Below are 23,722 nucleotides of genomic sequence, written 5' to 3' on the forward strand. Positions count from 1 at the left end.
GTTTTCAGCGACGAATACGCGCCTGGAGGAAAGACAGCACGTCAGCCACCGGCAACGGTTGGGCTTCGGCTTCGGTCCGGCTCTTGTATTCCAGATTGCCATCCGCCAGGCCGCGGTCACTGACCACGATCCGGTGCGGGATGCCAATCAGCTCCATGTCGGCGAACTTGATGCCCGGGCTGGTTTTCTTGTCCCGATCATCGAGCAGCACTTCAAAACCGGCAGCGGTGAGTTCCGCATACAGTTTGTCGGTGGCTTCGCGTACTTGCTCGGTTTCATAGCGCAATGGCACCAGGGCTACCTGGAACGGCGCCAGCGCGTCACTCCAGATGATGCCTTTCTCGTCGTTGTTCTGCTCGATGGCAGCGGCAACCACGCGGGATACGCCAATGCCGTAGCAGCCCATGTCCAGGGTGATCGGCTTGCCGTTCTCACCCAGTACTTCGCACTTCATCGCCTTGCTGTACTTGTTGCCCAGCTGGAAGATGTGCCCGACTTCGATGCCGCGCTTGATCTCCAGGGTGCCCTTGCCATCCGGGCTCGGGTCGCCGGCCACGACGTTGCGCAGGTCGGCCACGGTCGGAACCGGCAGGTCACGCTCCCAGTTCACGCCGAAGTAGTGCTTGTCGTCGATGTTCGCGCCGATACCGAAGTCGCTCATCAGCTCGACCGAACGGTCGATGATGATCGGCAGCGGCAGGTTCAGCGGGCCCAGGGAGCCGGCACCGGCGCCAATGGCGTCGCGTAGTTCGGCATCGGTGGCCATGACCAGTGGGCTGGCCACGCCAGGTTGCTGGGCGGCCTTGATTTCGTTGAGCTCGTGGTCGCCACGGATCACCAGGGCGATCAGCTTGCCTTCTTCTTCGGCGCGCACGATCAGGGTCTTGATGGTCTTTTCAATCGGCAGATTGAATTTCTCCACCAGGGCCGCGATGGTCTTGGTGTCTGGCGTGTCGACCAGGCGCAGCTCCTCGGTGGGAGCAGGGCGCGAGGTTTCACGTGGTATGGCTTCGGCCTTCTCGATGTTCGCCGCGTAGTCGGAACCGTTGCTGAACACGATATCGTCTTCGCCGGACTCGGCCAGCACGTGGAATTCGTGGGAGCCGGCACCGCCGATGGAGCCGTTGTCCGCTTCAACCGGGCGGAACTTCAGGCCCAGGCGCGTGAACACGTTGCAGTAGGCCTGGTGCATCCGGTCGTAGGTCGCTTGCAGGGAAGCCTGGTCGGCGTGGAACGAATAGGCGTCCTTCATGATGAACTCGCGGCCACGCATCAGGCCGAAGCGTGGGCGGATCTCGTCACGAAACTTGGTCTGGATCTGATACAGGTTGAGCGGCAACTGCTTATAGCTGCTCAGCTCGTTGCGCATCAGGTCGGTGATGACTTCTTCGTGGGTCGGGCCGGCGCAGAAATCGCGGCCATGACGGTCTTTAAAGCGCAGCAACTCAGGGCCGTACTCTTCCCAGCGCCCGGATTCCTGCCACAACTCAGCCGGTTGGGTGCTCGGCATCAACACTTCCAGAGAGCCGGCCGCGTTCATTTCTTCACGAACGATGGCTTCGACCTTGCGCATCACCTTCAAGCCCATGGGCAACCAGGTGTACAGGCCCGAGGCCAGTTTGCGGATCATACCGGCGCGCAGCATCAGCTGATGGCTGATCACAACCGCGTCGGAAGGCGTTTCTTTCTGTGTGGCGAGCAAATATTGACTGGTACGCATGGTAGGCCGTTGTCGGTTGCTTGGACTTGAAATGACTTGGGATTGTACGGGCGCTTGTCGCCGGAGTACAGGCGTGAGGTAGCTGGGTGTATCTGTCGTAACCGTCGCTTGTGTGGGAGCTGGCTTGCCTGCGATAGCGATGGTGAACCCAACGCCGCTATCGCAGGCAAGCCAGCTCCCACATTGACCGAGTCGTATCAGTCTTCCGGCGGGGGATTCAGTCGGGCGCGGCGGTTCTCCTGGAACCAGTGCAGCGCAATCAGGAGCAGCGTCGGCACACCCAGCAGGCAGGTGATCATAAAGAAGTTGTGATAACCGAACTTCTCCACCATCACCCCTGAATAGCCGCCGATCAAACGCGGCAGCAACAGCATGATCGAACTGAGCAGCGCATATTGGGTGGCGGAGAACTTGAGGTTGGTGAGGCTCGACAGGTACGCCACGAACGCCGAAGTGGCCATGCCCGAACTGAAGTTGTCCAGGGAGATGGTGACGATCAACATCTGCAGGTCGGGGCCCATGTCGGCGAGCATCACGAACAGCAGGTTGGTACCGGCCGAGGCCACGCCGCCGATGAACAGGATCGGCAGTATCCCGAACCGCACGATCAACAGGCCGCCCATGCCGGCGCCGAGCAGGGTCATGATCAGGCCGAAGATCTTGCTCACCCCGGCAATCTGGTCCTTGGTGAATCCCTGGTCGATATAGAACACGTTGGCCATGACGCCCATCACCGTGTCGGACATGCGATAGGTGGCAATCAGCCCGAGCAGCAGCAGCGCCTGCCAACGGTAACGCAGGATAAAGTCGTTGACCGGCGTGAGCACGGGGGCCAGGCCCCGGCGGCCCATGGCTGAAAGGCACAGGGTAGTGAGGATGATATAGAGGATGGCGCGCAGGAACGCGCGGTCTTCCATCAGCAGTTCCCACAAACTCACGCCCTGGAACAGCACGCTGGCGAAGTCGGTGTTGTACAACTGGGTGAACATCGCCGGCACCGAGACCAACAGCACGATCAGTACAAACACCGACACCAACTGGTGCATGAAACTGTAGCGTCCGGCCTGCAACTGGGTGCGCAGTGGCACATCAGGTTCACGCATGAGTAAGGTGGTGAGCAACGCCGGCACCATCAACACGCCGAACAACACATAGGTGCCGGTCCAGGCCGAGTGTTTATAGTTGAAGCCGGTGGAGCCAAAGCCTTCGGCAAAGAACAGCGCACCGGCGGTAGCCAGTAGAGCGGCGATGCGATAACCGGACATGTAGCTTGCCGCCAGGGCGGCCTGACGGCTGTCGTCGGCGATTTCCAGGCGGTAGGCATCCACGGCAATGTCTTGCGTGGCCGACGCGAAGGCGACGACCACCGCAATGGCGATCAACCAGGACAGGTGTTTTTGCGGGTCACAAAAGCCCATGCCGATCAATCCGAGGATCACCAGCGACTGGGCCAGCACCAGCCAGGAGCGACGACGCCCCAGTTTGCCAAGCAACGGCAGGCGCCATTGGTCGAGCAGCGGCGACCAGACCCATTTGAAGGCGTAGGCCAGGCCGATCAGGCTCGCATAGCCAATGGTCTCGCGGGCCACACCGGCTTCACGCAGCCACACCGAAAGCGTCGAAAACACCAACATGTAAGGCATGCCGGCGGCGAAACCGAGCAACAACAGCACTAACGTCGAAGGGCTGGCATAGGCGGCGAGCGCGGCGCGCCAGGTTTTACGGGGCATGGGCTGGAGTCTGCCTCAGATTTGCGGAAACAAAGCGCGCACTCTAACCGCTGTGCTCTACCGGGCGCCAGCCATGACGCTGAATATCAACACGATTGTTCAGGATGGTGACGCCTTCGCTACGTAAACGCGCACGTTGTTCGTCACCCGAGGCACTGCCCACCGGCAAACTTATCCGACCACCGGCAGCCAGCACCCGATGCCAGGGCAACCGCGTGTCTTGCGGCAACTGGCTCAGGGTGCGCCCGACCCAGCGGGCAGCCCGCCCCAAACCGGCCAGGTGGGCCAGCTCGCCGTAACTCACCACGCAGCCTTCGGGCACCTGCGACAACGTCAGGTAGAGTGCGGTGCGGCGCATCTCGGCGGGGCTTTGTGGCGTATCGGCGGGTAGGATCACTGTGGGGATATCCGTTGAGATCGTCGTTGTTTTGTCAGAAACGTCTGTAAACATGACGATGAGTATTGAACTCAATATAAATCCTTGAGTCAGTTCTAGCCATGTAACACTATAACGCCCCTTATTTTCGCCAACCCCGAGTCCCGTACTTGCTTATGTTGTCCAGAACCCTGTTGTGCCTTGCTGTTTTCAGTGCTTCCACGCCCTTGCTCGCCGATACCGTCTGGTTGAAAAACGGTGACCGGCTCACCGGCAAGATCAAAGTCTTCGACGGTGGCAAGTTGCTGATCCAAACCGACTACGCAGGCTCCATTCCGGTGGACTGGAAGCAGGTCAAAACCCTGGAAAGTGACCAGGAGCTGCTGGTCAAGCAGGACGCCTACAGCGGTGAAAAGGCCAAGTCCTTGCAGGCATCGGATGACGGCAAGGTGGTGCTGGCCAATGGCGAGGCGCCCAAGACGGTGGAACTGGCAAGTATCCAACAGATCATGAAGCCCAAGCCCGTGATCGAAGACCTGGTGTGGAAGGGTAATGTCGACCTGGCGCTGGACTACAAACGCGCGGACAAAGACACCAACGACTACGACATCGACTTCAAGACCTCGGCCCGTCACGGCCAGTGGCGTCATACGGGCAAGGGCGAATATAACCGGGAGTTCCAGGACGACGTCACCACCACCGACAACTGGGCCCTGGAATACGACCTGGACCGTTTTATCACCGAGCACTGGTTCTGGCAGGGGGGCCTGACTTATAAGCGCGACAAGGTCGAAGACCTGGCGCGCCAGCGCACCGTGGGTACCGGCCCGGGCTACCAGTTCTGGGACGATGAGTTGGGCGCGTTCTCCCTCGGATCGCTGGTCAACCGTACCGATTACGAATATGCCGACGGCGGCAAGGACAACTTCTACTCTCTGGCCATGAAGTGGAACTACAACCGCTACTTGGTGGGCAAGACCGTGGAGTTCTTCACCAACGGCGAATTGGGCAAGCCTCTGGACGGTCCGGCCGATTACTCCCTGGATGCCGAGATGGGCCTGCGCTACAAAGTCACCGAATGGGCGTCCCTCAATCTCAAGGCCGAGCGTGACGTCATCAGCGGCGACTCCGATAGCAGCTTGAGCAAGACCCGTTACACCGCAGGCTTCGGCGTGGCCTGGTAAACCGGCGTCGGCCACTCTGGCAACCTGCGCAGATATTGATTACCTTGTGTTGAGATCCATTCCCATATGCCATGGGCGGCGGAACACCCGAGGAGTCATCTATTGAGCACGCAGGTTGCCAAGAACGCCCGAGAGCTGTTGCTCAAGGAATACCGTGGGGCGCTCGCCACACAGTCCAAAGCCATGCCCGGCTTTCCCTTTGGCTCGGTGGTGCCCTACTGCCTGGACGAGCAGGGCCGCCCGCTGATCCTGATCAGCCGCATTGCCCAGCACACCCACAACCTGCAAAGAGATCCCAAGTGTTCGCTGTTGGTGGGTGAGCGCGAGGCCGATGATGTGCAAGCCGTGGGGCGCCTGACCTACCTGGCCGAAGCCGAGAAGCTGGAAGACCCGGCCGTCATCGAAGCTGCGGCCGAGCGCTACTACCGCTACTTCCCTGATTCGGCCAACTACCACAAGGCCCACGATTTCGATTTCTGGGTGCTCAACCCCGTCCGTCACCGTTACATCGGTGGGTTTGGCGCGATCCATTGGGTCGACCAGTTAACCTTGGCCAACCCGTTTGCGGGCAAGGCCGAGCGCAGCATGATCGAGCACATGAACAGCGATCACACCAAGGCCATCGCCCATTACGTCGACCTCGGCGGTTTGCCGACCAGCGAGCCGGCACAGCTGGCCGGCATCGACAGCGAAGGCATGCACTTGCGTATCGGCCAATCCTTGCACTGGTTGCCTTTCGAGACGCCTTGCAACACACCGACACAAGTACGCGAAGCCCTGGTTTCATTGGCTCACGCCGAGGTGTGGCCGAAAAAAACCACGGTTGACGCTTGAATTTACACAACGGCGACGTCATCTAAGGTGGACTGGCAAGGCATTCTTGCGTTGAGGAACCATTTGATGCGCCCTTTTTTATTGCTCTTTCTGCTGTTCCCGGTGCTGGAGCTGTTCGTATTCGTTAAAGTCAGCGGTGCGATCGGGTTTTTCCCGGCGCTGTTGCTGATCATCGTAGGCTCCATGCTCGGCGTCCTGGTGCTGCGTGTCGCCGGCCTGGCGACCGCGCTGCGTGCCCGTGAAAGCCTGAACCGCGGCGAACTGCCGGCCCAGACCATGCTTGAGGGCCTGATGATGGCCCTGGCCGGTGGCTTGCTGATCCTGCCGGGCTTTATCAGCGACGTGCTTGGCCTGGTGCTGTTGCTGCCATTCACCCGCAAGCTGCTGGCCGGCAAAATGCGCCAGCGTGCTGAAGAGGCCGCCATGCGCCAGCGTGCGTTCGCCGACGACCTGCAACCCCGTGGCGGTCCGGCTCCGCGCCAACCCCTGGGGCGTGAAGGTGATGTGATCGAAGGCGAATTCGAACACCGCGACAACAAATAACCGCTTCACCGGCACGGCACCTTCGGGTGCCGTGTTGCATTTACCCTTGAGCCGACACAAAAAATTTCATCCTCGGCCCCTTGTAATAAGCCTGGGCGCCCTTATGTAACGGTCACCGCAAGGTTTCTGGTGGTGACACTAGACAGACTTCCGCGTCTCGCCCAGCGAGCCGCGACCGGCACCGCCGGAATTTAACCCGCCGGATTGAACCGGCCGATGAAAAACACAATTAGGAGAGATCGACAATGAGCAAGCTTCGTCCTCTGCACGACCGCGTCGTCATCCGTCGCAGCGAAGAAGAAAAGAAAACCGCTGGCGGGATCGTTCTGCCAGGTTCGGCTGCTGAAAAAGCCAACCACGGTGTGATCGTCGCTGCTGGCCCAGGCAAGACCCTGGAAAACGGTGAAGTACGTGCGCTGGCCGTGAAAGTGGGTGACAAGGTTGTTTTCGGCCCTTACTCCGGCAGCAACACTGTGAAAGTCGACGGCGAAGACCTGCTGGTAATGGCTGAGAACGAAATTCTCGCTGTACTGGAAGGCTGATTTCCCCGCTCATTTTCCCGTTACTACAAAGTATTTAAGGAATATCGATCATGGCTGCTAAAGAAGTTAAATTCGGCGACTCCGCCCGCAAGAAAATGCTCACTGGCGTCAACGTGCTGGCTGACGCAGTAAAAGCGACCCTGGGCCCGAAAGGCCGTAACGTGATCATCGAGAAGAGCTTCGGCGCTCCGACCATCACCAAGGACGGCGTTTCCGTAGCCAAAGAGATCGAACTGGAAGACCGTTTCGAAAACATGGGCGCGCAGCTGGTCAAAGACGTTGCCTCCCGTGCCAACGATGACGCAGGTGACGGTACTACCACCGCAACCGTACTGGCTCAGTCGATCGTCAACGAAGGCCTGAAGGCCGTTGCTGCCGGCATGAACCCGATGGACCTCAAGCGCGGCATCGACAAGGCGACCATCGCCATCGTCAAAGAGCTGAAGAACCTGTCCAAGCCATGCGCCGACACCAAGGCCATCGCTCAGGTAGGCACCATCTCTGCCAACTCCGACAGCTCCATCGGCGACATCATTGCCGAAGCCATGGAAAAAGTCGGTAAAGAAGGCGTGATCACCGTTGAAGAAGGCTCGGGCCTGGAAAACGAACTGTCGGTTGTAGAAGGCATGCAGTTCGACCGTGGCTACCTGTCCCCGTACTTCGTCAACAAGCCGGACACCATGGTTGCCGAACTGGACAGCCCGCTGATCCTGCTGGTCGACAAAAAGATCTCCAACATCCGCGAAATGCTGCCAGTGCTGGAAGCCGTTGCCAAAGCCGGCCGCCCACTGCTGATCGTGGCTGAAGACGTTGAAGGCGAAGCCCTGGCGACTCTGGTTGTGAACAACATGCGTGGCATCGTCAAGGTTGCAGCCGTCAAGGCTCCAGGCTTCGGCGACCGTCGCAAGGCCATGCTGCAGGACATCGCCGTTCTGACCGGCGGTACCGTTATCTCCGAAGAGATCGGCCTGAGCCTGGAAAGCGCCACCCTGGAAAACCTGGGTAGTGCCAAGCGCGTGACCCTGTCCAAGGAAAACACCATCATCGTTGACGGTGCTGGCGTTGAAGGCGACATCGAGTCCCGTATCGCTCAGATCCGTGCCCAGGTTGCCGAGACTTCCTCGGACTACGACCGTGAAAAACTGCAAGAGCGCCTGGCCAAGCTGTCTGGCGGTGTTGCAGTGATCAAGGTTGGCGCTGGCTCCGAAGTTGAAATGAAAGAGAAGAAGGCCCGCGTTGAAGACGCCCTGCACGCAACCCGTGCAGCCGTTGAAGAAGGCGTGGTACCTGGCGGTGGCGTTGCGCTGATCCGTGCTCTGGAAGCCCTGACTGACCTGACCGGCGACAACGCTGACCAGAACGTCGGTATCGCTGTACTGCGCCGTGCCGTTGAAGCTCCGCTGCGCCAGATCGCTGCTAACTCCGGCGACGAGCCAAGCGTTGTGGTCAACGAAGTCAAGAACGGCAAAGGTAACTACGGTTACAACGCTGCGACTGGCGTGTACGGCGACATGATCGAAATGGGCATCCTGGATCCAACCAAGGTGACTCGTTCCGCGCTGCAAGCAGCATCCTCCATCGGCGGTCTGATCCTGACCACCGAAGCTGCGATCGCTGAAGCACCGAAGAAAGAAGGCTCGGCTGGCGGCGGTATGCCAGACATGGGCGGCATGGGTGGCATGGGCGGCATGATGTAAGCCAGCCTACCCGGCGCTTTAAAAAGCCCCGCCTGCAGTGATGCAGGCGGGGCTTTTTTATGAGCGGCTTGCCTTCCTCTGTAGGAGCGAGCTTGCTCGCGAAAAACGTCAACGGTAAAGCGTGCTTGCTGAGTAAACGCGGCGCCTGTGCGTTTTTCGCGAGCAAGCTCGCTCCTACAGGAGAATGCGATTAGGTCGGTACAGCAACAAGCAATACAGCCCGAGGCAGATCAGCCAGCAAAAGATCGCTGTCCATACATTGTGGGAAAAGAAATGCGCCCCTTGCAGCATACGGCTGACTGAAAACACGCTGCCCAGGCTGACGGCAAAGATGAACGCATATCGGGCTAGCCGCGGCCGTCGATCCCGCAAGGCAAAGAACCAGGCGAACAAGGCGAACCCGGTGGCGGCATGTCCGCCGGGCCAGCAACGGCCGGGTTTATCGGTAGGTGGGCGCGGGCTGAGCAGTTCGCTGTAGGTTTCCTGGCCGCCGAACTCCTTGAGGCTCCAGGGGCATTGCACGGCGGTGATGGTTTTCAATGGCGACACGAACGCCGTCGCCATTCCCAGCGACAGCACCAGGCACACCAGTTCACGGCGGTACGGTTTGAGTCGCTGCAGGATGAAGCTGCCGACCAGGCCCAGAATCGCCAGCACCGAAAACAGGATCACCAGTTGCTTGGCACGGTCATGCAGGATGTCTTCAAGGAAGAAGCTATAGCGGCCAATGAAGCCGCCAGCCTCTGCGCTGTAGAAAAGCCTGGCCAGGTCCATGTCCAGTGACGTCAGCTCCAGCAACAGCAAGGCCACTGCAGCGCTGGCAGGCAGGCCCAGGCACAGCCAAAAATCAAGCGGTTTGGAAACCGGTAAAGAGGAGGGGGATTTCATCTCGAACCTTGGTAAAAAAGCCCCGCGCTCACCTGCGCGGGGCTTTTTGATTAGCGTTTGCTTAAGACTGGTGCCTCTTCCTTGGGCGCTTTCCAGCTCAGCAGTTGCTGTTTGTAGTCATAACTGGCGGCCTGGTAGTAGGTGATCGCCCGTTGAATCAAGGGGTCATCGCTACCAACGCGCAGCTCCTGGCTCTCGCCCAGGGCCTGGTCGTGGCGACGCAAGCCTTGGCGCGGGCTGAGGATTGCCAGGTCCTTGCCATCAAACAGACCCAGGTGCTGGTAATTGCCCACCACCACCCGTGGAGGTAATGGGTTGTCTTGCAGCAGGTTGCGGCCAAAGAATGTCGATTCGTAGCTCAGGTTGAGCAGGCCCAACAAGGTTGGCGCCAGGTCGATCTGGCTGGACAGTTGGGCGGATTCCCGTGCGTCGATCAGCTTGGGCGCGTAGATAAACAGCGGGATCTGGTAGTTGGTGATCGGCAGGTCTTCCTTGCCCGCGCTGCCGGCGGTGTGGTCGGCAACGAACACGAAAATCGTGTTATCGAACCACGGCTTCTGGCGCGCTGCCTCAAGGAACTGGCCGATGGCGTAGTCGGTGTATTTCACCGCGCCGTCGCGACCCTTGCCGGATTTGATGTCGATGCGCCCGTCCGGGTAGGTATAAGGACGGTGGTTGGAGGTGGTCATCAGTTGCAGCAGGAACGGCTGTTGCTTGGCGTAGTCGGCGTCGGCCAGTTTCAAGGTCTGTTTGAACAGGTCTTCGTCGGCCATGCCCCAGGCGTTTTTGAACGAGATCTCCGACTCTGGCACGCTGCTCTGGTCCACCACCCGATAGCCGTTGCCGCTGAAGAACGCGTTCATATTGTCGAAGTAACCGCGCCCGCCATAGACAAACACGCTGTCATAACCGATGGCCGAGAGCTGTTGCCCCAGGCTGGCGAACCCGCTTTCGCGGCCGATGCGCTTGACGATCGAACGCCCCGGCGTCGGCGGGACTGCCAGGGTAATGGCTTCCAGGCCGCGGTCGGTGCGTGTACCGGTGGCGTAGAAGTTATTGAAGTACAGGCTCTGTTGGCGCAACGCATCCAGATTGGGCGTGAGGTTGCGCGTATCGCCATTACTGCCCATGTACTTGGCGCTGAAGCTCTCGATGGTCACCAGTACGATGTTGGGCTTGCGCAGTGTGCCGGGGTTGGTGATGGCACGGCGAATATCCAGCGGGTCCTGGTCGATAAAGCGGGCGTTGGGTTCACTCAGTTCGGCGCGCAACTGCTTGGCGACGACGTCGGTCGGCAGGCTTTTGTAAAACTGGGTGTAGTCCAGTTCGTTGTTACGGAACGCGGCAAAGAACTGATAGGGGCCATTGCTGGCCAATTCGTTGTTGTACGCGTTGCCGCCTTGGGTGCGCGGGCTGTCCTGGCTGACCAGTTGCAGGCTGAGGCCGGCGAGCACCAGCAGGCCCAGGGCGTTGATCACACGGCCACGCAATGGAGGCAATGGCGCTGCCATCGCGGCATTGAAGGGTTTGCGCAGAGCCACGCTCAGAATCAACGCCAGCATTGCCAGCAGGCTCAGCAGCTTGCCGATCGGATAAGACTCCAGCAGGTTGTTCAGTACCTCATCGGAGTACACCAGGTAATCGACAGCGATAAAGTTGAAGCGCACGCCAAACTCATCCCAGAACAACCATTCGGCTACAGAGGTGAACAGCATGGCGAACAGGCTGACGGTCAGCACCGCTTGCAGGAACCAGCGATGGCCACGGCGGCGCCATAGGGCGGGTGGGCAGAGCAGCAGATACAGGCCAAGCGGCAAGGCTGCATAGGCCAGGAAACCCAAGTCGTAGAGCAAACCCACGCCAAACACGGACAACAGGTTGCCGCTGACCTCATTGAGGTGGGTAATGAGCAGCACGCTGCGGGTGAGCAGGAAAACCAGTAACCAGGCACCGGTAATCAACAGCAAATAGCGCATTGGCGCTGTTTTGAAAAAACCCATGTCCAAGTTCCTTATATCAATGGGGGGCGATCTTCGTCCTGACACTGTAGTTAGTTTGTGAAGCTATAGTGAAAAACTTGTTTGGCTCTAAAAACAGTTGAAAAGCTTTATCGGCGGGGCTCTGCGCTCTATCCCTGAGCCCCGCTTGGCCTTAAGCTGCGCGAGCCAACACGGCCGTTACCGCGTACGGAGACACTGCCCATGCGAATTCTATTGGTTGAAGACAACCGCGATATCCTCGCCAACCTGGCCGACTACCTGGGGCTCAAAGGCTACACAGTGGACTGTGCGCAGGACGGTTTGTCGGGCCTGCACCTCGCGGCCACCGAGCATTACGACCTGATCGTGCTCGACATCATGTTGCCCGGCATCGATGGCTACACCCTGTGCAAACGCCTGCGCGAAGACGCGCGCCGCGACACGCCGGTGATCATGCTTACCGCTCGCGATCAACTGGACGACCGGCTGCAGGGCTTCAAGTCCGGCGCCGATGATTACCTGCTCAAACCCTTCGCCTTGTCGGAACTGGCCGCCCGTATCGAAGCGGTGTTGCGCCGTGCCCAGGGCGGCGGGCGTCGTGCCCTGCAAGTGGGTGACCTGAACTACGACCTCGATACGCTGGAAGTCACTCGCGAAGGGCGCTTGCTCAAGCTCAACCCCGTAGGCCTGAAACTGCTCGCCGTGCTGATGCAAAAAAGCCCGCACGTTCTGCGCCGGGAAATTCTCGAAGAAGCCCTGTGGGGCGACGACTGCCCGGACAGCGACAGCCTGCGCAGCCACGTTCATCAATTGCGTCAAGTGATCGACAAGCCCTTCGCCAAACCGCTACTGCAAACGGTGCACGGTGTGGGTTATCGCCTGGCCGAGGGTCGTGATGGAGTTTAAGCAAAGCCTTGCCCAGCGCATCATCATCGCCTTCGCCTTGATGAGTGCGTTGGTGGCGGGGGCCTTCGCCATCGGCATCATCGCGACGGTGCACCTGGTGGAGGAGAAGTTGATCTCGGCTGGCCTGGGGGGTGACCTGCAGCGCCTGTTGCTGATGGACAGCGTTGAAGACTGGAGCCACCGGCCAGAACCGGACCAGCTGTTCTATTTCAGCGGCGGGCGTGGCGATTTTGAACTGCCCAAGGATCTGCGCCATCTGGACCCGGGGTTCCATGAGGTGTTTCGCGAGGCGCTGTCGTACCACGCCATGGTCGAAGTGGTCGACGGCCGGCGTTATGTATTGCTGCAAGACCAGAGCGATTTCGAAGAGCGTGAGCGCGTGCTGTTTGCGGTGGTGCTGGTGGGGTTCGTACTCAGCCTGGCGCTGGCGGCGTTCCTCGGCTGGGTGCTGGCCCGCAAGGTGATGGCGCCGGTGGTACGCCTGGCCCGTCAGGTCCGTCATCGTGACCAACTGTTGGGCCTGGCACCGCCCCTGGCGCCGGATTACGCCGCCGATGAAGTGGGCGAACTGGCGGTGGCGTTCGACGCCACCTTGGGTCGTTTACGCCAGGCGCTGTCACGTGAGCAATTGTTTACCAGCGATGTGAGCCATGAGTTGCGCACGCCCTTGATGGTCCTGGCCAGCTCCTGCGAACTGTTGCGCGAAAACCCGGCCATCGATCAGCGCGGTCGCAATCAGGTAGAACGAATTGCCCGTGCCTGTGAAGAAATGCGCGAACTGGTGCAAACCTTCCTGATGCTGGCCCGCGCCAAACACGACGACGCCGCCAGTTCGCCCCAAGGCAACCTCACCCAGGTGGCCGAAGACCTGCTCGGTATCTGGCGCGAGCCCATCGAGAAAAAAGGCCTGACGTTGATCTACCTGCCAGGCAACCCCCTGGACACCTGCTACAACACCACCTTCTTGCATGCGGTGATGGGCAACCTGCTGCGCAACGCACTGCATTACACCGAGCACGGGTTTATCCGCCTGACCCTGGAGCCCAGTGGTTTCACGGTGGAGGACTCCGGTGTCGGCATCCCCGAAGAGAAGCGCGAAGCGATGTTCGAGCCGTTCGTGCGCGGTAGCGAGAAGCGTGGCGAGGGCCTTGGCCTCGGCCTGTCACTGGTGCAGCGGATCTGCGAAAGCCAGGGTTGGAGCGTGAGCCTGAGCACCATGGAGCCTAATGGCTGCCGTTTTCATGTGGAGCTCAACCCAGTCAAAACCTGACCACTCAGTCTGTCGTTTTGCTGATGCAGACTGCGTGCTTTTCGGCGAAGATGGCCCGGTGCTACTGAATGTTTCTGTAAAGTCTTGAAATGTATGCAATTGGACAGGACAAGATTTTCACAACGAGTTGACCTGTTGATCACAGTTCGCTGCTTAAGGTCGTAGGCATCAGTTACTGGAGACGTAAGATGCCTTCCCCGATCAAGCTGGAATTTTCTGATAAGTACGACGATCAACACGCCCAGAAATATTTGCTCAAGCATCAGGACAATCTGGCTCGCCGGTTGTCCCACAAGCGCGACGAGCAGTTGGCGCGCGGTGCGCTGGCCATGGCCGGCGAGCCGGGGCTGGTGTTGGACCTGCCGTGTGGTGCTGGACGTTTCTGGCCGTTGCTGGCCGAAAAACCCAACCGTGTGATTATCGGAGCTGACAATTCGGCGTCGATGTTGAAGATCGCCACAGCTGCCCAACCGGCAGAGGTGGTGAAACGGGTACGCCCTTTGCAGACCTCTGCCTTTGATATCGATTTGCCAGATAACTCCGTCGACAGTATTTTTTGCATGCGCTTGATGCACCACATCGGTGAGCCAGAGCACAGGCTGACAATACTTCGCGAGTTTCAACGTGTTACCCGCGACAGCGTGATTATTTCGCTGTGGGTAGACGGCAATTTCAAGGCTTGGAAGCGCAAGCGCAGCGAAGTGCGTCGTCGCAAAAAAGGTGAGCAAGAAGGTTACCAAAACCGGTTTGTGTTACCGGCTGCTACTGTCGAGGCAGAATTCGAGCAGGCCGGTTTCCGTGTTCAGGAATCCCTGGACTTCATACCGCTCTACGCCATGTGGCGAGTGTATGTATTGCGCAAGAGGTAACAGGATGGCAGTTGAGTGCGTAGTAGGCAGTCATGTAGCTCCCGAAGAACGATTTGATTTTTTCTGGCGTCAACAGGGTGAGTGGGTCGAAGAACCCAACCGCCGACGTGGTGGTGAAAGTGGCGTGCAACGGGTCATAAGCCCTAATGGCCGTTTGCTCTATTGCAAGCGCCAGACCGGCCACATTTACCGTAGCTGGCTGCACCCCTTTGGGCGTCCGACCGTGCTGCGTGAACGCGATGCCCTCAAAGGCCTGCGTTTGCTGGATGTGCGTGTGCCGGAACTGGTGTTTTGCGAAGCACGTCGCGACCCGGAGCACCAATGGAAAGCCCTGTTGGTCACCGCGTCTCTGGACGGTTTCGACGAGATTGAAAACTGGTACGCCGCCGGTGGCCGCGAACAGTATGGCGAGGCGGTCCACGAGCGCCTGCTGCAAGAGTTGGCCGGCACCTTGGCCCGTATGCACAAAGGCCGCTGGCAACACGGTTGCCTGTATATCAAGCACATTTTCGTGCGGGTGACCGGTGAGCCTGATGCGGCGACTGTGGAAGTGGCCCTGCTGGACTTTGAGAAATGCCGCCAGCGCCTGACCGCTTATCGGGCCGCGTCCCACGACATGCTGCAATTGCGTCGCCATTCGTCGTGGAATGATACCGACTGGAAAAAACTCAGCTACTTTTACGAGACGGCGTTTGGCAGCGCTATCAAGGGTTTAACCAGATGAAGCTAGAAATAGCACGAGGTTTGTTTCTGGTCGGGGCATTGGGTGTTGCAGCCCTGGCCCTGGCGGTATGGGAACAACCTCGTACACAAGTGTTGAGTGCGGTAGACGGTGGCGGGCAATGCCTGCTGCCACGCATTGCCAAGACGAGTGTGGCGGCCAAGCCCGACCATGAACTGTTGTTATTCATGTTCGGCATGTCTCAAGCGATGAGGCCGCAAAGTTGAGGTGTCAGACACAAAAAAGGGCCTTGCGATGCAAGGCCCTTTTTTGTGTCTGACACCTCAACTGTTGTAGGAGCGAGCTTGCTCGCGAAAAAACCGCAGACGACACGTTCATCCAGGATGGGCGCGTTCATGATCGTTCCCACGCTCTGCGTGGGAATGCCTCTTGAGACGCTCTGCGTCTCGTCCGTTAGCGCCAGTGACGCAGAGCGTCACGGGTCGCATTCCCACGCAGAGCGTGGGAACGATCAGCCATTTTGATGTCGTCGGTCTTTAGACCAGGTGCAGGTGGTTATCCCAGAACCCCGCCGGTAACTCCAGTGGTGTTGCCAGTAACTTTTCCTGGCGGCAATCATAGAAGCGGCAACGGCCCTGACCGGATGTCACCACAAATCCATCCGCCACCGCACCCACCCCCGCACAGTCAGGCAAGGGCCCATCCAGGCGCAGTTCGGCGGTGTCCATGTCCCAGATAAAAAAGCGATTGCCACGAGGTGCTGTCAACGCCACCAGGCGCAGTTCGCTGTGCACTGCCACGCTGGCGGTGTAATGCCCCATCGCCTGCAACTGTTCATCAGCCACCGGGAACGCCACGAACGGCTGCCCCGGTCGCTTGATCGCCAGCAACTCGGAACGCTCGTGGGACGGGCCCATGAACTGTTGCCCGGTGAGGATGGTGCCATCGCTGGCGATGCCCATGTGCCGCACGCTGTTCATCTGCTGGGCCAGGGTTTCCTTGCTGATCAGGCTGCCGTCACGGCGCATCAGCACCAGGCTCGGCTCCATGGCGTTGAGGTTCATTTCTACCCGGCTTTCGGCTTCGGTGCGAATGCCACCGTTGGCCACGATCAGCGTCTCGCCGTCGGGCATCCACGAGACTTGATGCGGGCCGATGCCGTGAGTGGATATCTCGCCGCTGTGCACCAGCCGCTCACCTTCGAACTTATACACACCCAACAGGCCGCGGCCAGGGTCGGAGGTGTCGTTCTCGGTGGCGTACAGCCAGTCACCGCTCTTGTGGATCACCGCATGGCCATAGAAATGGCGGTTGGCGTTGGAGGTGATGGTTTGCAGCAGCCTGCCATCGCGCAGGTCGATCAGGTAACTCTCGGTGCCTGGGCGACGGGCGACGAACAACGCAATCGGCAACGTCGGGTGGTTGATGATGTCATGGCAGCGCTGGCCGACCTGGGTTGCAAATACCGGCTTGCCGTCCAGGCGATAGCCGACAGCGTAGTGCTTGCCGTCGGCGTCATCGCGCGCCGACAGCAGCAGCGGGCCTTTGTCTTTGTGCTTGAACAGCGTCCAGCCACCCAAGGTGATAGCGCTGAGCAGCACGCTGCCCACCGCCAAAGCCTGTCGCCTGAGCATCATCAGTCACCGTCGTTGGCGTTAAAGCCCAGTTGTACGCCCAGCGCCTTGGCCAGTTCACCTTCATGCAGGCGGTGGACTACGTTGAGGCTGTCGTAGATGTCGTTGAGTTGCTGGCGCCCGGCGTCGTCGTTCAACAGTTCGTTGAGGGTGCGCTGGTTGCTGGCGAACAGTTTCAGCGACGCTGCGTAGGCGGCGTCGATTTTCTCGGCCAGTGGCTTCTGGTCCGCCGGCAGCAGGCCACGCAGGCCTTTGTTATCCACGCCCACCCACACGGTCTGAGCCGCGGCGAGGCTGGCTTCCAGGCTCTGCAGGGACGACTGGCTGCGCCAGGCATCGGCCTGGAACGGTTGCGGGATGCCCTTGGTCTGGCGGCCCATTGGGGTGCCGAGTTTTTTCTTCAGGGTGTCCAGGGCGGTCACTTGCACGCGCAGCAGATCGGCGATGGCTTCGTGGGAATCAGCGTAGCGCTGGTTCGGAAACTTGGTCATTTGCGCGAGCATGCCGTCGGTGCTGTTCCAGCTGGCCAGGATCTCTTCGGCCAGGACTTTCTGGCGCTCGCCGATGGCCATCAGCAGTGGGCAATAACGTGCTTTCTGGGCTTCGTCGGCGACGTCGGGCTTGGCGTCGTAGAGGATGTATTCGTAGGCCGACAGGCCCTGCACCACCACGCTGGATTTCGCCAGGGCCGCGGCGTCGATCTGCGGCTGGGCACTGACCAGTTGCTCGACCTGGCGGCCGACCAGGTTCTTCTTGTCTGGCCAGAATTGCACCTGCCACGCCCGGTTGCCTTCGGCCAGCGGGCCGATCAGCAGCGGTTGCAGCTCGGCCCAGGCTTTTTGTGCGTGCAGGAAGTCAGCGCGGGCGGTGTCCAGGCTTTCCTTGCCTTGGCAGTAGGCCAAGGCGCTGACGGCCAACTGACGGTCGGCCTCAACCCAGCGGCTGTAGGTCGGCAGGATCACTTGCTTGGCGATGGCTGCCGAGGTCACTGCTTGCGGGTCTTGGGGCGAGCAGGCACCCAAGGCCAGGGCGGCGAGGCTGGTGAACAACAACTTGGGACGAAACATGTCGAGCTCCCTTCTGTAAGTGGGGCAAAGCTTATAAAGAATTCAGGAACGCCAGCAACGCGGCACGCTGCTCGGCATTGAACGACAACACATGTTGCTGCGCCGCTTGGGCTTCACCGCCATGCCACAGCACGGCTTCAAGCAGGTTGCGGGCGCGGCCGTCATGCAGGAACTGGGTGTGGCCACTCACGGTTTGCGTCAGGCCGATACCCCACAGCGGCGGGGTGCGCCAGTCGCGGCCGGTGGCTTTGAATTCGCTACGGTTGTCGGCCAGGCCTTCGCCCATATCGTGCAGCAGCAGGTCGCTGTAAGGGCGGATCAACTGGTTGGCCAGTTCAGGTTCGGCGGCATTGGCGGCGGTGGTGAAGCTGGGCTTGTGACAGCCCTGGCAACCGGCCTGGTAGAACAGGTTCTTGCCGGCCAGCACTTGCGGCGTATCAACGTCCCGACGTGCGGGCACCGCGAGGTTGCGGGTGTAGAACAGCACCAAGCGCAGGATGTTATCGCTGACTTCCGGTTCACCCTGCGGGCCATTGCCGTTGGGCGCCTGCTTGCAGGCCACTTGGGCGTCGGTGCAGTCATCAAAGGGTCTCAGGGACGTGGTGAGGCCCATATCACCAGAAAACGCGTGAACGTTTTGTTGATTGAGGTTGGGCTGCCCGGCTTTCCAGCCAAAACGCCCGAGGACAGTTTTGGCCTCAGCGTCATCCCAGACCCAATTGGCGCGGCCGACAATAGCCTCTTTGTCGGCGGTCTTGGGGTCTGTGTTGCGCAGGATATCGGCATCGCTGATCGCTTCGAGCAGGCCCAGGCCAATCATCGGCGGGGCGATACGCGCCGAGAAGCGTGTGTCGGGGTGCATCGGGCCGTAGCCGAGTTGGGTGATCTGCAGGTCGGGCTTGCGTAATTGAACGAGCGTGCCGTCCTTGAACCTGACGTTGACCGGTGTGTAGTCGACCCGCACTTTGCCTTCCGGCGCAACGCCGGGCACGGCCATGTCCTGGAGTTGCCCGCCGTAGACCGGCTCGGGTACCACGCCGATCTGTTCGATGAGCTTGGCGTAGGCTGGCTGCTCTGTAATAGAGGGATGGATGGACAGGCGCACCAGCATCGATACGGCATTGGGCGCGTCGGGCAGCGGCGGGTGGCCACGGCCATCCTTGATATGGCAGTTCTGGCAGGCGTTGGTATTGAACAGTGGGCCCAGGCCATCGCGCGCCGTGGTGGTGGACGGCGCAATCACCCACGGGTTGCGAAAGAAACTGTTGCCGACGCTGAAGTCCAGGCGCCGCGTCGGCGCCAGGTTGGCCGAGGGCAAGGAAAAGGCGTTCTGGTCGCGCTTGTTTACCGTCGCCGCGCCACCGGCCCGCGATTCACCCGGCTCTGCTTTCGTGAAGCGAGAGGCGTCATCGCAAGCAGTCAGGCTTAAAGCCATCAACGCTGCAGGCAGGTACAAAAGCGCACGGAACATCGAGATTCCTGGACGAGGGCAGAAAATTAAGGCGCAAAGTCTAACAGGGCAGGGCAGATTGAATAAGAGCAATTATCGTTTGGTGGCATCCCGATTCTTTCCCGCTAGAATGGCTGCACATTTTTTTATGGAGGTGGCCAATGCAGGCTCTCGACGCTTTGCTCAACCGTGTTTCCGTGCCCCGTTTGCTCGACCCGGCACCGACCCAGGAGCAGCGCGACCTGCTGTTCGCCGCCGCCATGCGCGCGCCCGACCACGGTCAACTGCGCCCGTGGCGTTTCCTCACCGTCGAAGGCGCAGCCCGTGAACAGATGGGCACGCTGTTGGCCGAAGCCGCTCGTCTGCAAGACGCCGACGCACCGCAAGCCGCCATCGACAAGGCCCAGAACGGCCCGCTGCGTGCGCCGCTGGTGGTGGTGGTGATTGCACGTGTGCAAGAGCATTTCAAAGTGCCCAAGTCCGAGCAGTTGCTGGCCGCCGCCTGTGCGGCCCACGGCATTCTGCTGGCGGCGTATGCCCAGGGTATTGGTGCGGTGTGGCGTACCGGCGAATTGTCCTACTCAGCCCATGTCGCTAAAGGCCTGGGGTTGGCGGCGAATGAAGAAGTGATTGGCTTTCTCTACCTGGGCACGCCGCAGAACCCACCGCGTACGGCGCCGAAGGAAGACCTGACGCCGTTCGTCCAGGCCTGGCCCGGCCGGTAATTCACCACTGCCCTGCTCTATATGTAGGAGCGAGCTTGCTCGCGAAGAACTCAAAGGCGCCGCGTTTATTCAGGAAGCACGCGTTATCGTTGACGTTTTTCGCGAGCAAGCTCGCTCCTACAGGGGGCAATGTTTCAGAACCGAGTCAGACCCTGAACTGATCCATCAACTTCATCTGCTGGCTGGCCAGCGCATTGAGCTGGCTACTGATCGCCGCCGACTCGGTAGCCTGGCCGGTCAGGGTTTCGGTCACGGTGCGAATCGCCGAGACGTTGCGGTTGACCTCTTCGGCCACCGCGCTCTGCTGTTCGGCCGCGCTGGCGATTTGCAGGTTCATGTCGCTGATCACGGTGACCGCGTCGCTGATCTTGCCCAGGGCTTGCACGGCTTGATGGATCTGCCCGGCATTGCTCTGCGCCTGGTGCTGACTGGAGTGCATGGTCGCCACTACGCCACGGGTGCCGCTCTGGATACGCTCGATCACCAGGCGGATTTCTTCCACCGAGTCCTGGGTGCGTTTGGCCAGGTTGCGCACCTCGTCGGCCACCACCGCAAAACCACGTCCGCTTTCCCCGGCACGTGCCGCTTCAATCGCCGCATTCAACGCCAGCAGGTTGGTCTGTTCGGCAATGCTGCGGATCACCTCCAGCACTGAACCGATTTGCTCGCTGTTGACCGCCAGGGCTTCGACTTCGCCCACGGCTTTGCTGACTTCGTCGGCCAGGGTGGTGATATCGCGGGTGCTCTGCTCGATGATCGACATGCCTTCGCGGGCCGACTGGTCGGCACCGCGTGCCGCGCTGGCGGCATTGGAGGCGCTGTTGGCCACGTCGTGGGCGGTGGCGCTCATTTCGTTCGACGCGGTGGCGACCTGGTCGATTTCACGGAACTGCACCTGCATGCCTTCGCTGGTCTGGCGCGCAATGGCGGACGACTGATCGGCCGTCCCACGAGCTTCGGTGATGCTTTGCTTGATCTGTGCAATGGTCGGCTGCAGCTTGTCGAGGAAGCGGTTGAACCAGTTCACCAGCTCGCCCAGTTCGTCTTTCTTGGCGTAGGCCAGGCGCTGGGTGAGGTCGCCGTCACCGCTGGCGATGTCCTTGAGCATGGCGGCCACGCTATTGATAGGGCGGGTCACCCCAGTAGCGGTCAGCCAGATCAACAGCAAGCCCAGCAGGCCAGCGGCGGCGGCCACCAGCAAGGCTTTGAGCGTGCCCGTGGCCTGGGCCTCGTCGAGCACGGCTTGCAGTTTTTCGTTGTCGGCAAGCATTACCGCTTTGGGCAGCTTGATCACCACGCCCCAGGATTTGGCACCGGCAATCGGCTTGAGGGGGTACACGGCACGAATGGTGTCGTCCTGTTCACGGATAACCGGCCGGTCATTGGCCAGCAGTTGCACGATCTCCTTGCCTTCGGCGCCGATGCTGTCGATCAGGTTCTTGCCAACTTTGCCCGGCTCACCACTGTAGGCGGCGATCAGGCCGGTGCTGGACAGAATCTCCAGGTGGGCGGCGCCGTTGAACAGGTCTTTCTGTGCAGCATCGGTGCTCGCTTGCAGGGCGGTGAGGGCGATGTCTACGCCGACCACACCGATGACTTTGCCGTCGACGATCAGCGGCAGGGAAATGGTAGTCATCAGTACCGGTTTGTCGGCCACGGTGTCTTCGTACGGGTCCAGCAGGCAAGTGCTGCGCGTGTCCCGTGGGCAGGTGTACCAGATGTTGTAGGGCGTACCGCTGAGGTTGAGGGTGGTCTTGGTCAGGTCATCTTCGACCATGACGGTATTCAGGCTTTCGCCGCCAGCCCGGCTCCAGTAGCTGGAAAACCGGCCTTTTTCGTTGGAGACACGCGCCTTGTCGCCGATGAATTCGCTGTCTTTACCATCCAGCCCGTTGGGCTCGAACGACAACCAGATGCCCAGCACCTTGGTGTTGCGCTCGAAAGCGGTTTTGACGCTGCGGTTGAGTTCTTCACGCAGGGCTCCGGCTTCCAGGGAACGCTGGGTGCCCAACTGACGCAGGTCTTTGATCTGGTCGGCAAGGGCGGTGACCACCAGCAGGTTTTCGCCGAAGGTCTTCTGCAGTTGCGTGGCCTGTTCGGCCGCTTTGGATTGCAGCAACTGCTCAACGCTGGCGGTGAGCATTCGTGAGCTTGAATCACTGACCAACCGATCGTTCTGGTTGGTGTTATAGATATTGATGCCGACCACCAGTGCAATCACACCCAGCAGACACAGGCCGGACAGCAACACGATTTTCAAGCGGATGGAGAAGGTGTCGAACATAGGTTCACTCACGAATGGACTTGTTGGAATGCACGCAGAAGAGCCAAGTCCATTCGGCGCCGTACCTGAAACATCGGCGTCACAAATCAATTCATGAGCAATAGGCGATGAGCGGTAGGAAAATGCCTACACCGGCCGTTATACGGGGCGTTCGAGCTGCTCGGGGCGGGACCAGATCCACAGGTTGCCCAGGCTCATCCCGGCAATTGCCAGGTACACCGGCCAGCCGTGATCGAGCATCACCAGCATCAGCACGGCGCACAGCAACATACTCAGCGTGGCGCTGACCTTGGCGCGGCGGGCGATGATCTTGCCATTGCGCCAGTTGGACAGGATCGGCCCGAACAGGCGGTGGTTTTCCAGCCAGGCGCTGAGGCGCGGCGAGCTTTTGGTGGCGGCCCAGGCGGCGAGCAAGATGAATTCGGTGGTGGGCAACCCCGGTATCACAATCGCAACCAAGCCGATCCCCAGGCTGACGTAGGCCAGCAGGCCAAAGAGGACTTGGGCGATTTTGGAGGAGGATTGGGGTTTGCCGGTCATGCTGCAGTTTTCTGGTGGGAAGGTTTACACATTATCAGCCATGAAATGCACCCAAGTGTGGGAGCTGGCTTGCCTGTGATTGCGGTGTATCAGGTTAAACATCTGGCGCTGACCCACCGCCATCGCAGGCAAGCCAGCTCCCACATTGAACCGCTGTCTACCAGAACACTTACGCCAGTTCTGGGGCGCTAGCGTACGCCTGTTCCAGCAACACGGTGAAGCGCACAAACGCATCAATCGCGCCTTTTTCCACGGCAGCTTCTTCTTCGGCACTGAATGCCAGGCCGTCGAGGGTGCGGGTGAAGCTTTTCCAGCCCTCGGCGCGACCACCGGCCGGCTCGCCCAGGTGGCGGGCACCGAAGGTTTCGCTCAGGCCCAGGCCCACGGCGCGCTTGATCAGGAACGCAGCGCCCAGCTTGGAGCCTTCGGAAACGAACAGCCAGCCCAAAGCTTCGGCTTTGCTGGGGTTGTTCACCGCACCGGCAACCGGGGCCGGGGTTTCGGTGTCCAGGTCTGCCAGGTCGAGCTTGGCGGCTTCGGCGCGGCAGCGGGCGGCCAGGTCAGGGATGACCTGGTTCAGTTCGGCATCGTTGTACAAGGCCACCAGTTCCGATTGGAACAGGTACTGGGCCACTACGAAGCGGGCGAAGTTGGCTTGGGTTTCGAACGGCGCGTGAGCCTTCACCAATGCGTCGAGCTTGGTGTGCGGCTCGTTGGTGATCTGGTTCAGGCGTTGGGAGCGCAGGCTTGGACGTTCTGCGGTGGAAGAAGTGGTCATGAAAAAAATCCTTGAGAAGAGAAG

22 protein-coding genes and 1 pseudogene are annotated in these 23,722 nt (G+C 60.1%); 11 read left to right on the forward strand and 12 right to left on the reverse strand.

The genetic code is table 11. The annotated features are described in order from the left end of the window. Nucleotides 1-4: 4 nt before the first annotated feature. From FXO12_RS24645 to FXO12_RS24655, 3 genes are all read right to left on the reverse strand, one after another. Nucleotides 5-1,720, reverse strand: a complete 1,716-nt coding sequence (locus FXO12_RS24645) for a proline--tRNA ligase (RefSeq protein WP_034128629.1) — start codon at nt 1,718-1,720, stop codon at nt 5-7. 197 nt (nt 1,721-1,917) lie between these two features. Continuing rightward, nucleotides 1,918-3,450: an AmpG family muropeptide MFS transporter gene (locus FXO12_RS24650; protein ID WP_057975081.1), complete on the reverse strand. Its 1,533-nt coding sequence runs from the start codon at nt 3,448-3,450 to the stop codon at nt 1,918-1,920. A gap of 43 nt (nt 3,451-3,493) precedes the next feature. Beyond that, nucleotides 3,494-3,808, reverse strand: coding sequence for an MGMT family protein (locus FXO12_RS24655; RefSeq protein ID WP_054897670.1), 315 nt, complete (start codon nt 3,806-3,808; stop codon nt 3,494-3,496). Nucleotides 3,809-4,002: 194 nt separating this feature from the next. Between FXO12_RS24655 and FXO12_RS24660 the strand changes: the two genes are divergently transcribed. The 5 genes from FXO12_RS24660 to groL all read left to right on the forward strand — a co-directional run bounded on the left by FXO12_RS24660 (nt 4,003) and on the right by groL (nt 8,626). Beyond that, entirely contained in the window at nt 4,003-5,010 is a 1,008-nt protein-coding gene (locus tag FXO12_RS24660; RefSeq protein WP_160049774.1) for a DUF481 domain-containing protein, read from the forward strand. A gap of 102 nt (nt 5,011-5,112) precedes the next feature. Then, the gene (locus FXO12_RS24665) at nt 5,113-5,844 is read left to right on the forward strand and encodes a HugZ family protein (RefSeq protein ID WP_057975083.1); all 732 of its coding nucleotides are present in this window, start codon (nt 5,113-5,115) and stop codon (nt 5,842-5,844) included. 66 nt (nt 5,845-5,910) lie between these two features. Continuing rightward, nucleotides 5,911-6,387, forward strand: coding sequence for an FxsA family protein (locus FXO12_RS24670; protein ID WP_034128625.1), 477 nt, complete (start codon nt 5,911-5,913; stop codon nt 6,385-6,387). Between the two features lie 245 nt (nt 6,388-6,632). Continuing rightward, a complete protein-coding gene (gene groES, locus FXO12_RS24675; protein ID WP_017846112.1) occupies nt 6,633-6,929 on the forward strand; it encodes a co-chaperone GroES in 297 nt (98 codons plus the stop codon). Between the two features lie 50 nt (nt 6,930-6,979). Next, on the forward strand, nt 6,980-8,626 hold the full coding sequence (gene groL / locus FXO12_RS24680; protein ID WP_034128624.1) for a chaperonin GroEL: 1,647 nt from the start codon (nt 6,980-6,982) through the stop codon (nt 8,624-8,626). Between the two features lie 174 nt (nt 8,627-8,800). Here groL and FXO12_RS24685 read toward each other — a convergent pair whose 3' ends face one another. Together FXO12_RS24685 and FXO12_RS24690 are read right to left on the reverse strand one after the other, a co-directional pair. Next, nucleotides 8,801-9,514, reverse strand: coding sequence for a phosphatase PAP2 family protein (locus FXO12_RS24685; protein ID WP_034128623.1), 714 nt, complete (start codon nt 9,512-9,514; stop codon nt 8,801-8,803). Nucleotides 9,515-9,564: 50 nt separating this feature from the next. Then, nucleotides 9,565-11,514, reverse strand: a complete 1,950-nt coding sequence (locus FXO12_RS24690) for an LTA synthase family protein (protein WP_057975084.1) — start codon at nt 11,512-11,514, stop codon at nt 9,565-9,567. Between the two features lie 201 nt (nt 11,515-11,715). On the opposite strand from FXO12_RS24690, the gene colR reads away from it, so the two are divergent. The 5 genes from colR to FXO12_RS24715 all read left to right on the forward strand — a co-directional run bounded on the left by colR (nt 11,716) and on the right by FXO12_RS24715 (nt 15,486). Beyond that, entirely contained in the window at nt 11,716-12,399 is a 684-nt protein-coding gene (colR, locus tag FXO12_RS24695) for a two-component system response regulator ColR (RefSeq protein ID WP_003208587.1), read from the forward strand. Further along, nucleotides 12,389-13,669 (forward strand): HAMP domain-containing sensor histidine kinase, encoded by a 1,281-nt coding sequence (locus FXO12_RS24700; protein WP_054897666.1) that lies wholly within the window; start codon nt 12,389-12,391, stop codon nt 13,667-13,669. The genes colR and FXO12_RS24700 overlap by 11 nt, the downstream gene beginning before the upstream one ends. Before the next feature lie 188 nt (nt 13,670-13,857). After that, the gene (locus tag FXO12_RS24705) at nt 13,858-14,538 is read left to right on the forward strand and encodes a class I SAM-dependent methyltransferase (protein WP_003193934.1); all 681 of its coding nucleotides are present in this window, start codon (nt 13,858-13,860) and stop codon (nt 14,536-14,538) included. Between the two features lie 4 nt (nt 14,539-14,542). Next, nucleotides 14,543-15,262 carry a lipopolysaccharide kinase InaA family protein gene (locus tag FXO12_RS24710; protein WP_019817333.1) on the forward strand — a complete coding sequence of 240 codons (720 nt, stop codon included), beginning with the start codon at nt 14,543-14,545 and terminating at the stop codon, nt 15,260-15,262. Beyond that, nucleotides 15,259-15,486 carry a hypothetical protein gene (locus tag FXO12_RS24715; protein WP_003193932.1) on the forward strand — a complete coding sequence of 76 codons (228 nt, stop codon included), beginning with the start codon at nt 15,259-15,261 and terminating at the stop codon, nt 15,484-15,486. The genes FXO12_RS24710 and FXO12_RS24715 overlap by 4 nt, the downstream gene beginning before the upstream one ends. Before the next feature lie 270 nt (nt 15,487-15,756). Here FXO12_RS24715 and FXO12_RS24720 read toward each other — a convergent pair whose 3' ends face one another. From FXO12_RS24720 to FXO12_RS24730, 3 genes are read right to left on the reverse strand one after another with little or no spacing between them, the layout of a single operon-like run. Further along, nucleotides 15,757-16,854 carry a DUF1513 domain-containing protein gene (locus tag FXO12_RS24720; protein ID WP_057975085.1) on the reverse strand — a complete coding sequence of 366 codons (1,098 nt, stop codon included), beginning with the start codon at nt 16,852-16,854 and terminating at the stop codon, nt 15,757-15,759. Between the two features lie 2 nt (nt 16,855-16,856). After that, nucleotides 16,857-17,921, reverse strand: a complete 1,065-nt coding sequence (locus tag FXO12_RS24725; protein ID WP_020301348.1) for an imelysin family protein — start codon at nt 17,919-17,921, stop codon at nt 16,857-16,859. A gap of 31 nt (nt 17,922-17,952) precedes the next feature. Continuing rightward, nucleotides 17,953-19,392, reverse strand: coding sequence for a di-heme oxidoredictase family protein (locus FXO12_RS24730; protein WP_057975086.1), 1,440 nt, complete (start codon nt 19,390-19,392; stop codon nt 17,953-17,955). A gap of 140 nt (nt 19,393-19,532) precedes the next feature. Between FXO12_RS24730 and FXO12_RS24735 the strand changes: the two genes are divergently transcribed. Then, nucleotides 19,533-20,096, forward strand: coding sequence for an NAD(P)H nitroreductase (locus FXO12_RS24735; protein ID WP_038451385.1), 564 nt, complete (start codon nt 19,533-19,535; stop codon nt 20,094-20,096). 145 nt (nt 20,097-20,241) lie between these two features. Here the strand turns inward: FXO12_RS24735 and FXO12_RS29475 are convergent, their stop codons facing one another. The 4 genes and pseudogenes from FXO12_RS29475 to FXO12_RS24750 form a co-directional block, all read right to left on the reverse strand. Beyond that, on the reverse strand, nt 20,242-20,997 hold the full coding sequence (locus FXO12_RS29475) for a methyl-accepting chemotaxis protein (protein WP_370706227.1): 756 nt from the start codon (nt 20,995-20,997) through the stop codon (nt 20,242-20,244). 150 nt (nt 20,998-21,147) lie between these two features. Next, nucleotides 21,148-22,380 (reverse strand): annotated as a pseudogene (locus tag FXO12_RS29480) (cache domain-containing protein); the annotation flags it as partial. Between the two features lie 138 nt (nt 22,381-22,518). Beyond that, nucleotides 22,519-22,920: a YbaN family protein gene (locus FXO12_RS24745; protein WP_057975088.1), complete on the reverse strand. Its 402-nt coding sequence runs from the start codon at nt 22,918-22,920 to the stop codon at nt 22,519-22,521. A 169-nt stretch (nt 22,921-23,089) separates the two neighbouring features. After that, nucleotides 23,090-23,698: a biliverdin-producing heme oxygenase gene (locus FXO12_RS24750; protein ID WP_054897661.1), complete on the reverse strand. Its 609-nt coding sequence runs from the start codon at nt 23,696-23,698 to the stop codon at nt 23,090-23,092. Between the last annotated feature and the right edge of the window lie 24 nt (nt 23,699-23,722).

This window comes from Pseudomonas sp. J380 (assembly GCF_009827115.1).
Lineage (GTDB): Bacteria > Pseudomonadota > Gammaproteobacteria > Pseudomonadales > Pseudomonadaceae > Aquipseudomonas > Aquipseudomonas paracarnis.

What these genes read in the sequence shown, in the direction of transcription:
- FXO12_RS24745 (WP_057975088.1), bottom strand. Translation starts at nt 22,920, where the DNA reads ATGACCGGCAAACCCCAATCCTCCTCCAAAATCGCCCAAGTCCTCTTT.
- FXO12_RS24655 (WP_054897670.1), bottom strand. Translation starts at nt 3,808, where the DNA reads ATGCGCCGCACCGCACTCTACCTGACGTTGTCGCAGGTGCCCGAAGGC.
- FXO12_RS24710 (WP_019817333.1), top strand. Translation starts at nt 14,543, where the DNA reads ATGGCAGTTGAGTGCGTAGTAGGCAGTCATGTAGCTCCCGAAGAACGA.
- FXO12_RS24650 (WP_057975081.1), bottom strand. Translation starts at nt 3,450, where the DNA reads ATGCCCCGTAAAACCTGGCGCGCCGCGCTCGCCGCCTATGCCAGCCCT.
- FXO12_RS24750 (WP_054897661.1), bottom strand. Translation starts at nt 23,698, where the DNA reads ATGACCACTTCTTCCACCGCAGAACGTCCAAGCCTGCGCTCCCAACGC.
- FXO12_RS24730 (WP_057975086.1), bottom strand. Translation starts at nt 19,392, where the DNA reads ATGTTCCGTGCGCTTTTGTACCTGCCTGCAGCGTTGATGGCTTTAAGC.
- FXO12_RS24720 (WP_057975085.1), bottom strand. Translation starts at nt 16,854, where the DNA reads ATGCTCAGGCGACAGGCTTTGGCGGTGGGCAGCGTGCTGCTCAGCGCT.
- FXO12_RS24700 (WP_054897666.1), top strand. Translation starts at nt 12,389, where the DNA reads ATGGAGTTTAAGCAAAGCCTTGCCCAGCGCATCATCATCGCCTTCGCC.
- FXO12_RS24660 (WP_160049774.1), top strand. Translation starts at nt 4,003, where the DNA reads ATGTTGTCCAGAACCCTGTTGTGCCTTGCTGTTTTCAGTGCTTCCACG.
- groES (WP_017846112.1), top strand. Translation starts at nt 6,633, where the DNA reads ATGAGCAAGCTTCGTCCTCTGCACGACCGCGTCGTCATCCGTCGCAGC.
- FXO12_RS24670 (WP_034128625.1), top strand. Translation starts at nt 5,911, where the DNA reads ATGCGCCCTTTTTTATTGCTCTTTCTGCTGTTCCCGGTGCTGGAGCTG.
- FXO12_RS24645 (WP_034128629.1), bottom strand. Translation starts at nt 1,720, where the DNA reads ATGCGTACCAGTCAATATTTGCTCGCCACACAGAAAGAAACGCCTTCC.
- FXO12_RS24705 (WP_003193934.1), top strand. Translation starts at nt 13,858, where the DNA reads ATGCCTTCCCCGATCAAGCTGGAATTTTCTGATAAGTACGACGATCAA.
- FXO12_RS24725 (WP_020301348.1), bottom strand. Translation starts at nt 17,921, where the DNA reads ATGTTTCGTCCCAAGTTGTTGTTCACCAGCCTCGCCGCCCTGGCCTTG.
- FXO12_RS29475 (WP_370706227.1), bottom strand. Translation starts at nt 20,997, where the DNA reads ATGCAGGTGCAGTTCCGTGAAATCGACCAGGTCGCCACCGCGTCGAAC.
- groL (WP_034128624.1), top strand. Translation starts at nt 6,980, where the DNA reads ATGGCTGCTAAAGAAGTTAAATTCGGCGACTCCGCCCGCAAGAAAATG.
- FXO12_RS24715 (WP_003193932.1), top strand. Translation starts at nt 15,259, where the DNA reads ATGAAGCTAGAAATAGCACGAGGTTTGTTTCTGGTCGGGGCATTGGGT.
- FXO12_RS24685 (WP_034128623.1), bottom strand. Translation starts at nt 9,514, where the DNA reads ATGAAATCCCCCTCCTCTTTACCGGTTTCCAAACCGCTTGATTTTTGG.
- FXO12_RS24735 (WP_038451385.1), top strand. Translation starts at nt 19,533, where the DNA reads ATGCAGGCTCTCGACGCTTTGCTCAACCGTGTTTCCGTGCCCCGTTTG.
- FXO12_RS24690 (WP_057975084.1), bottom strand. Translation starts at nt 11,514, where the DNA reads ATGGGTTTTTTCAAAACAGCGCCAATGCGCTATTTGCTGTTGATTACC.
- colR (WP_003208587.1), top strand. Translation starts at nt 11,716, where the DNA reads ATGCGAATTCTATTGGTTGAAGACAACCGCGATATCCTCGCCAACCTG.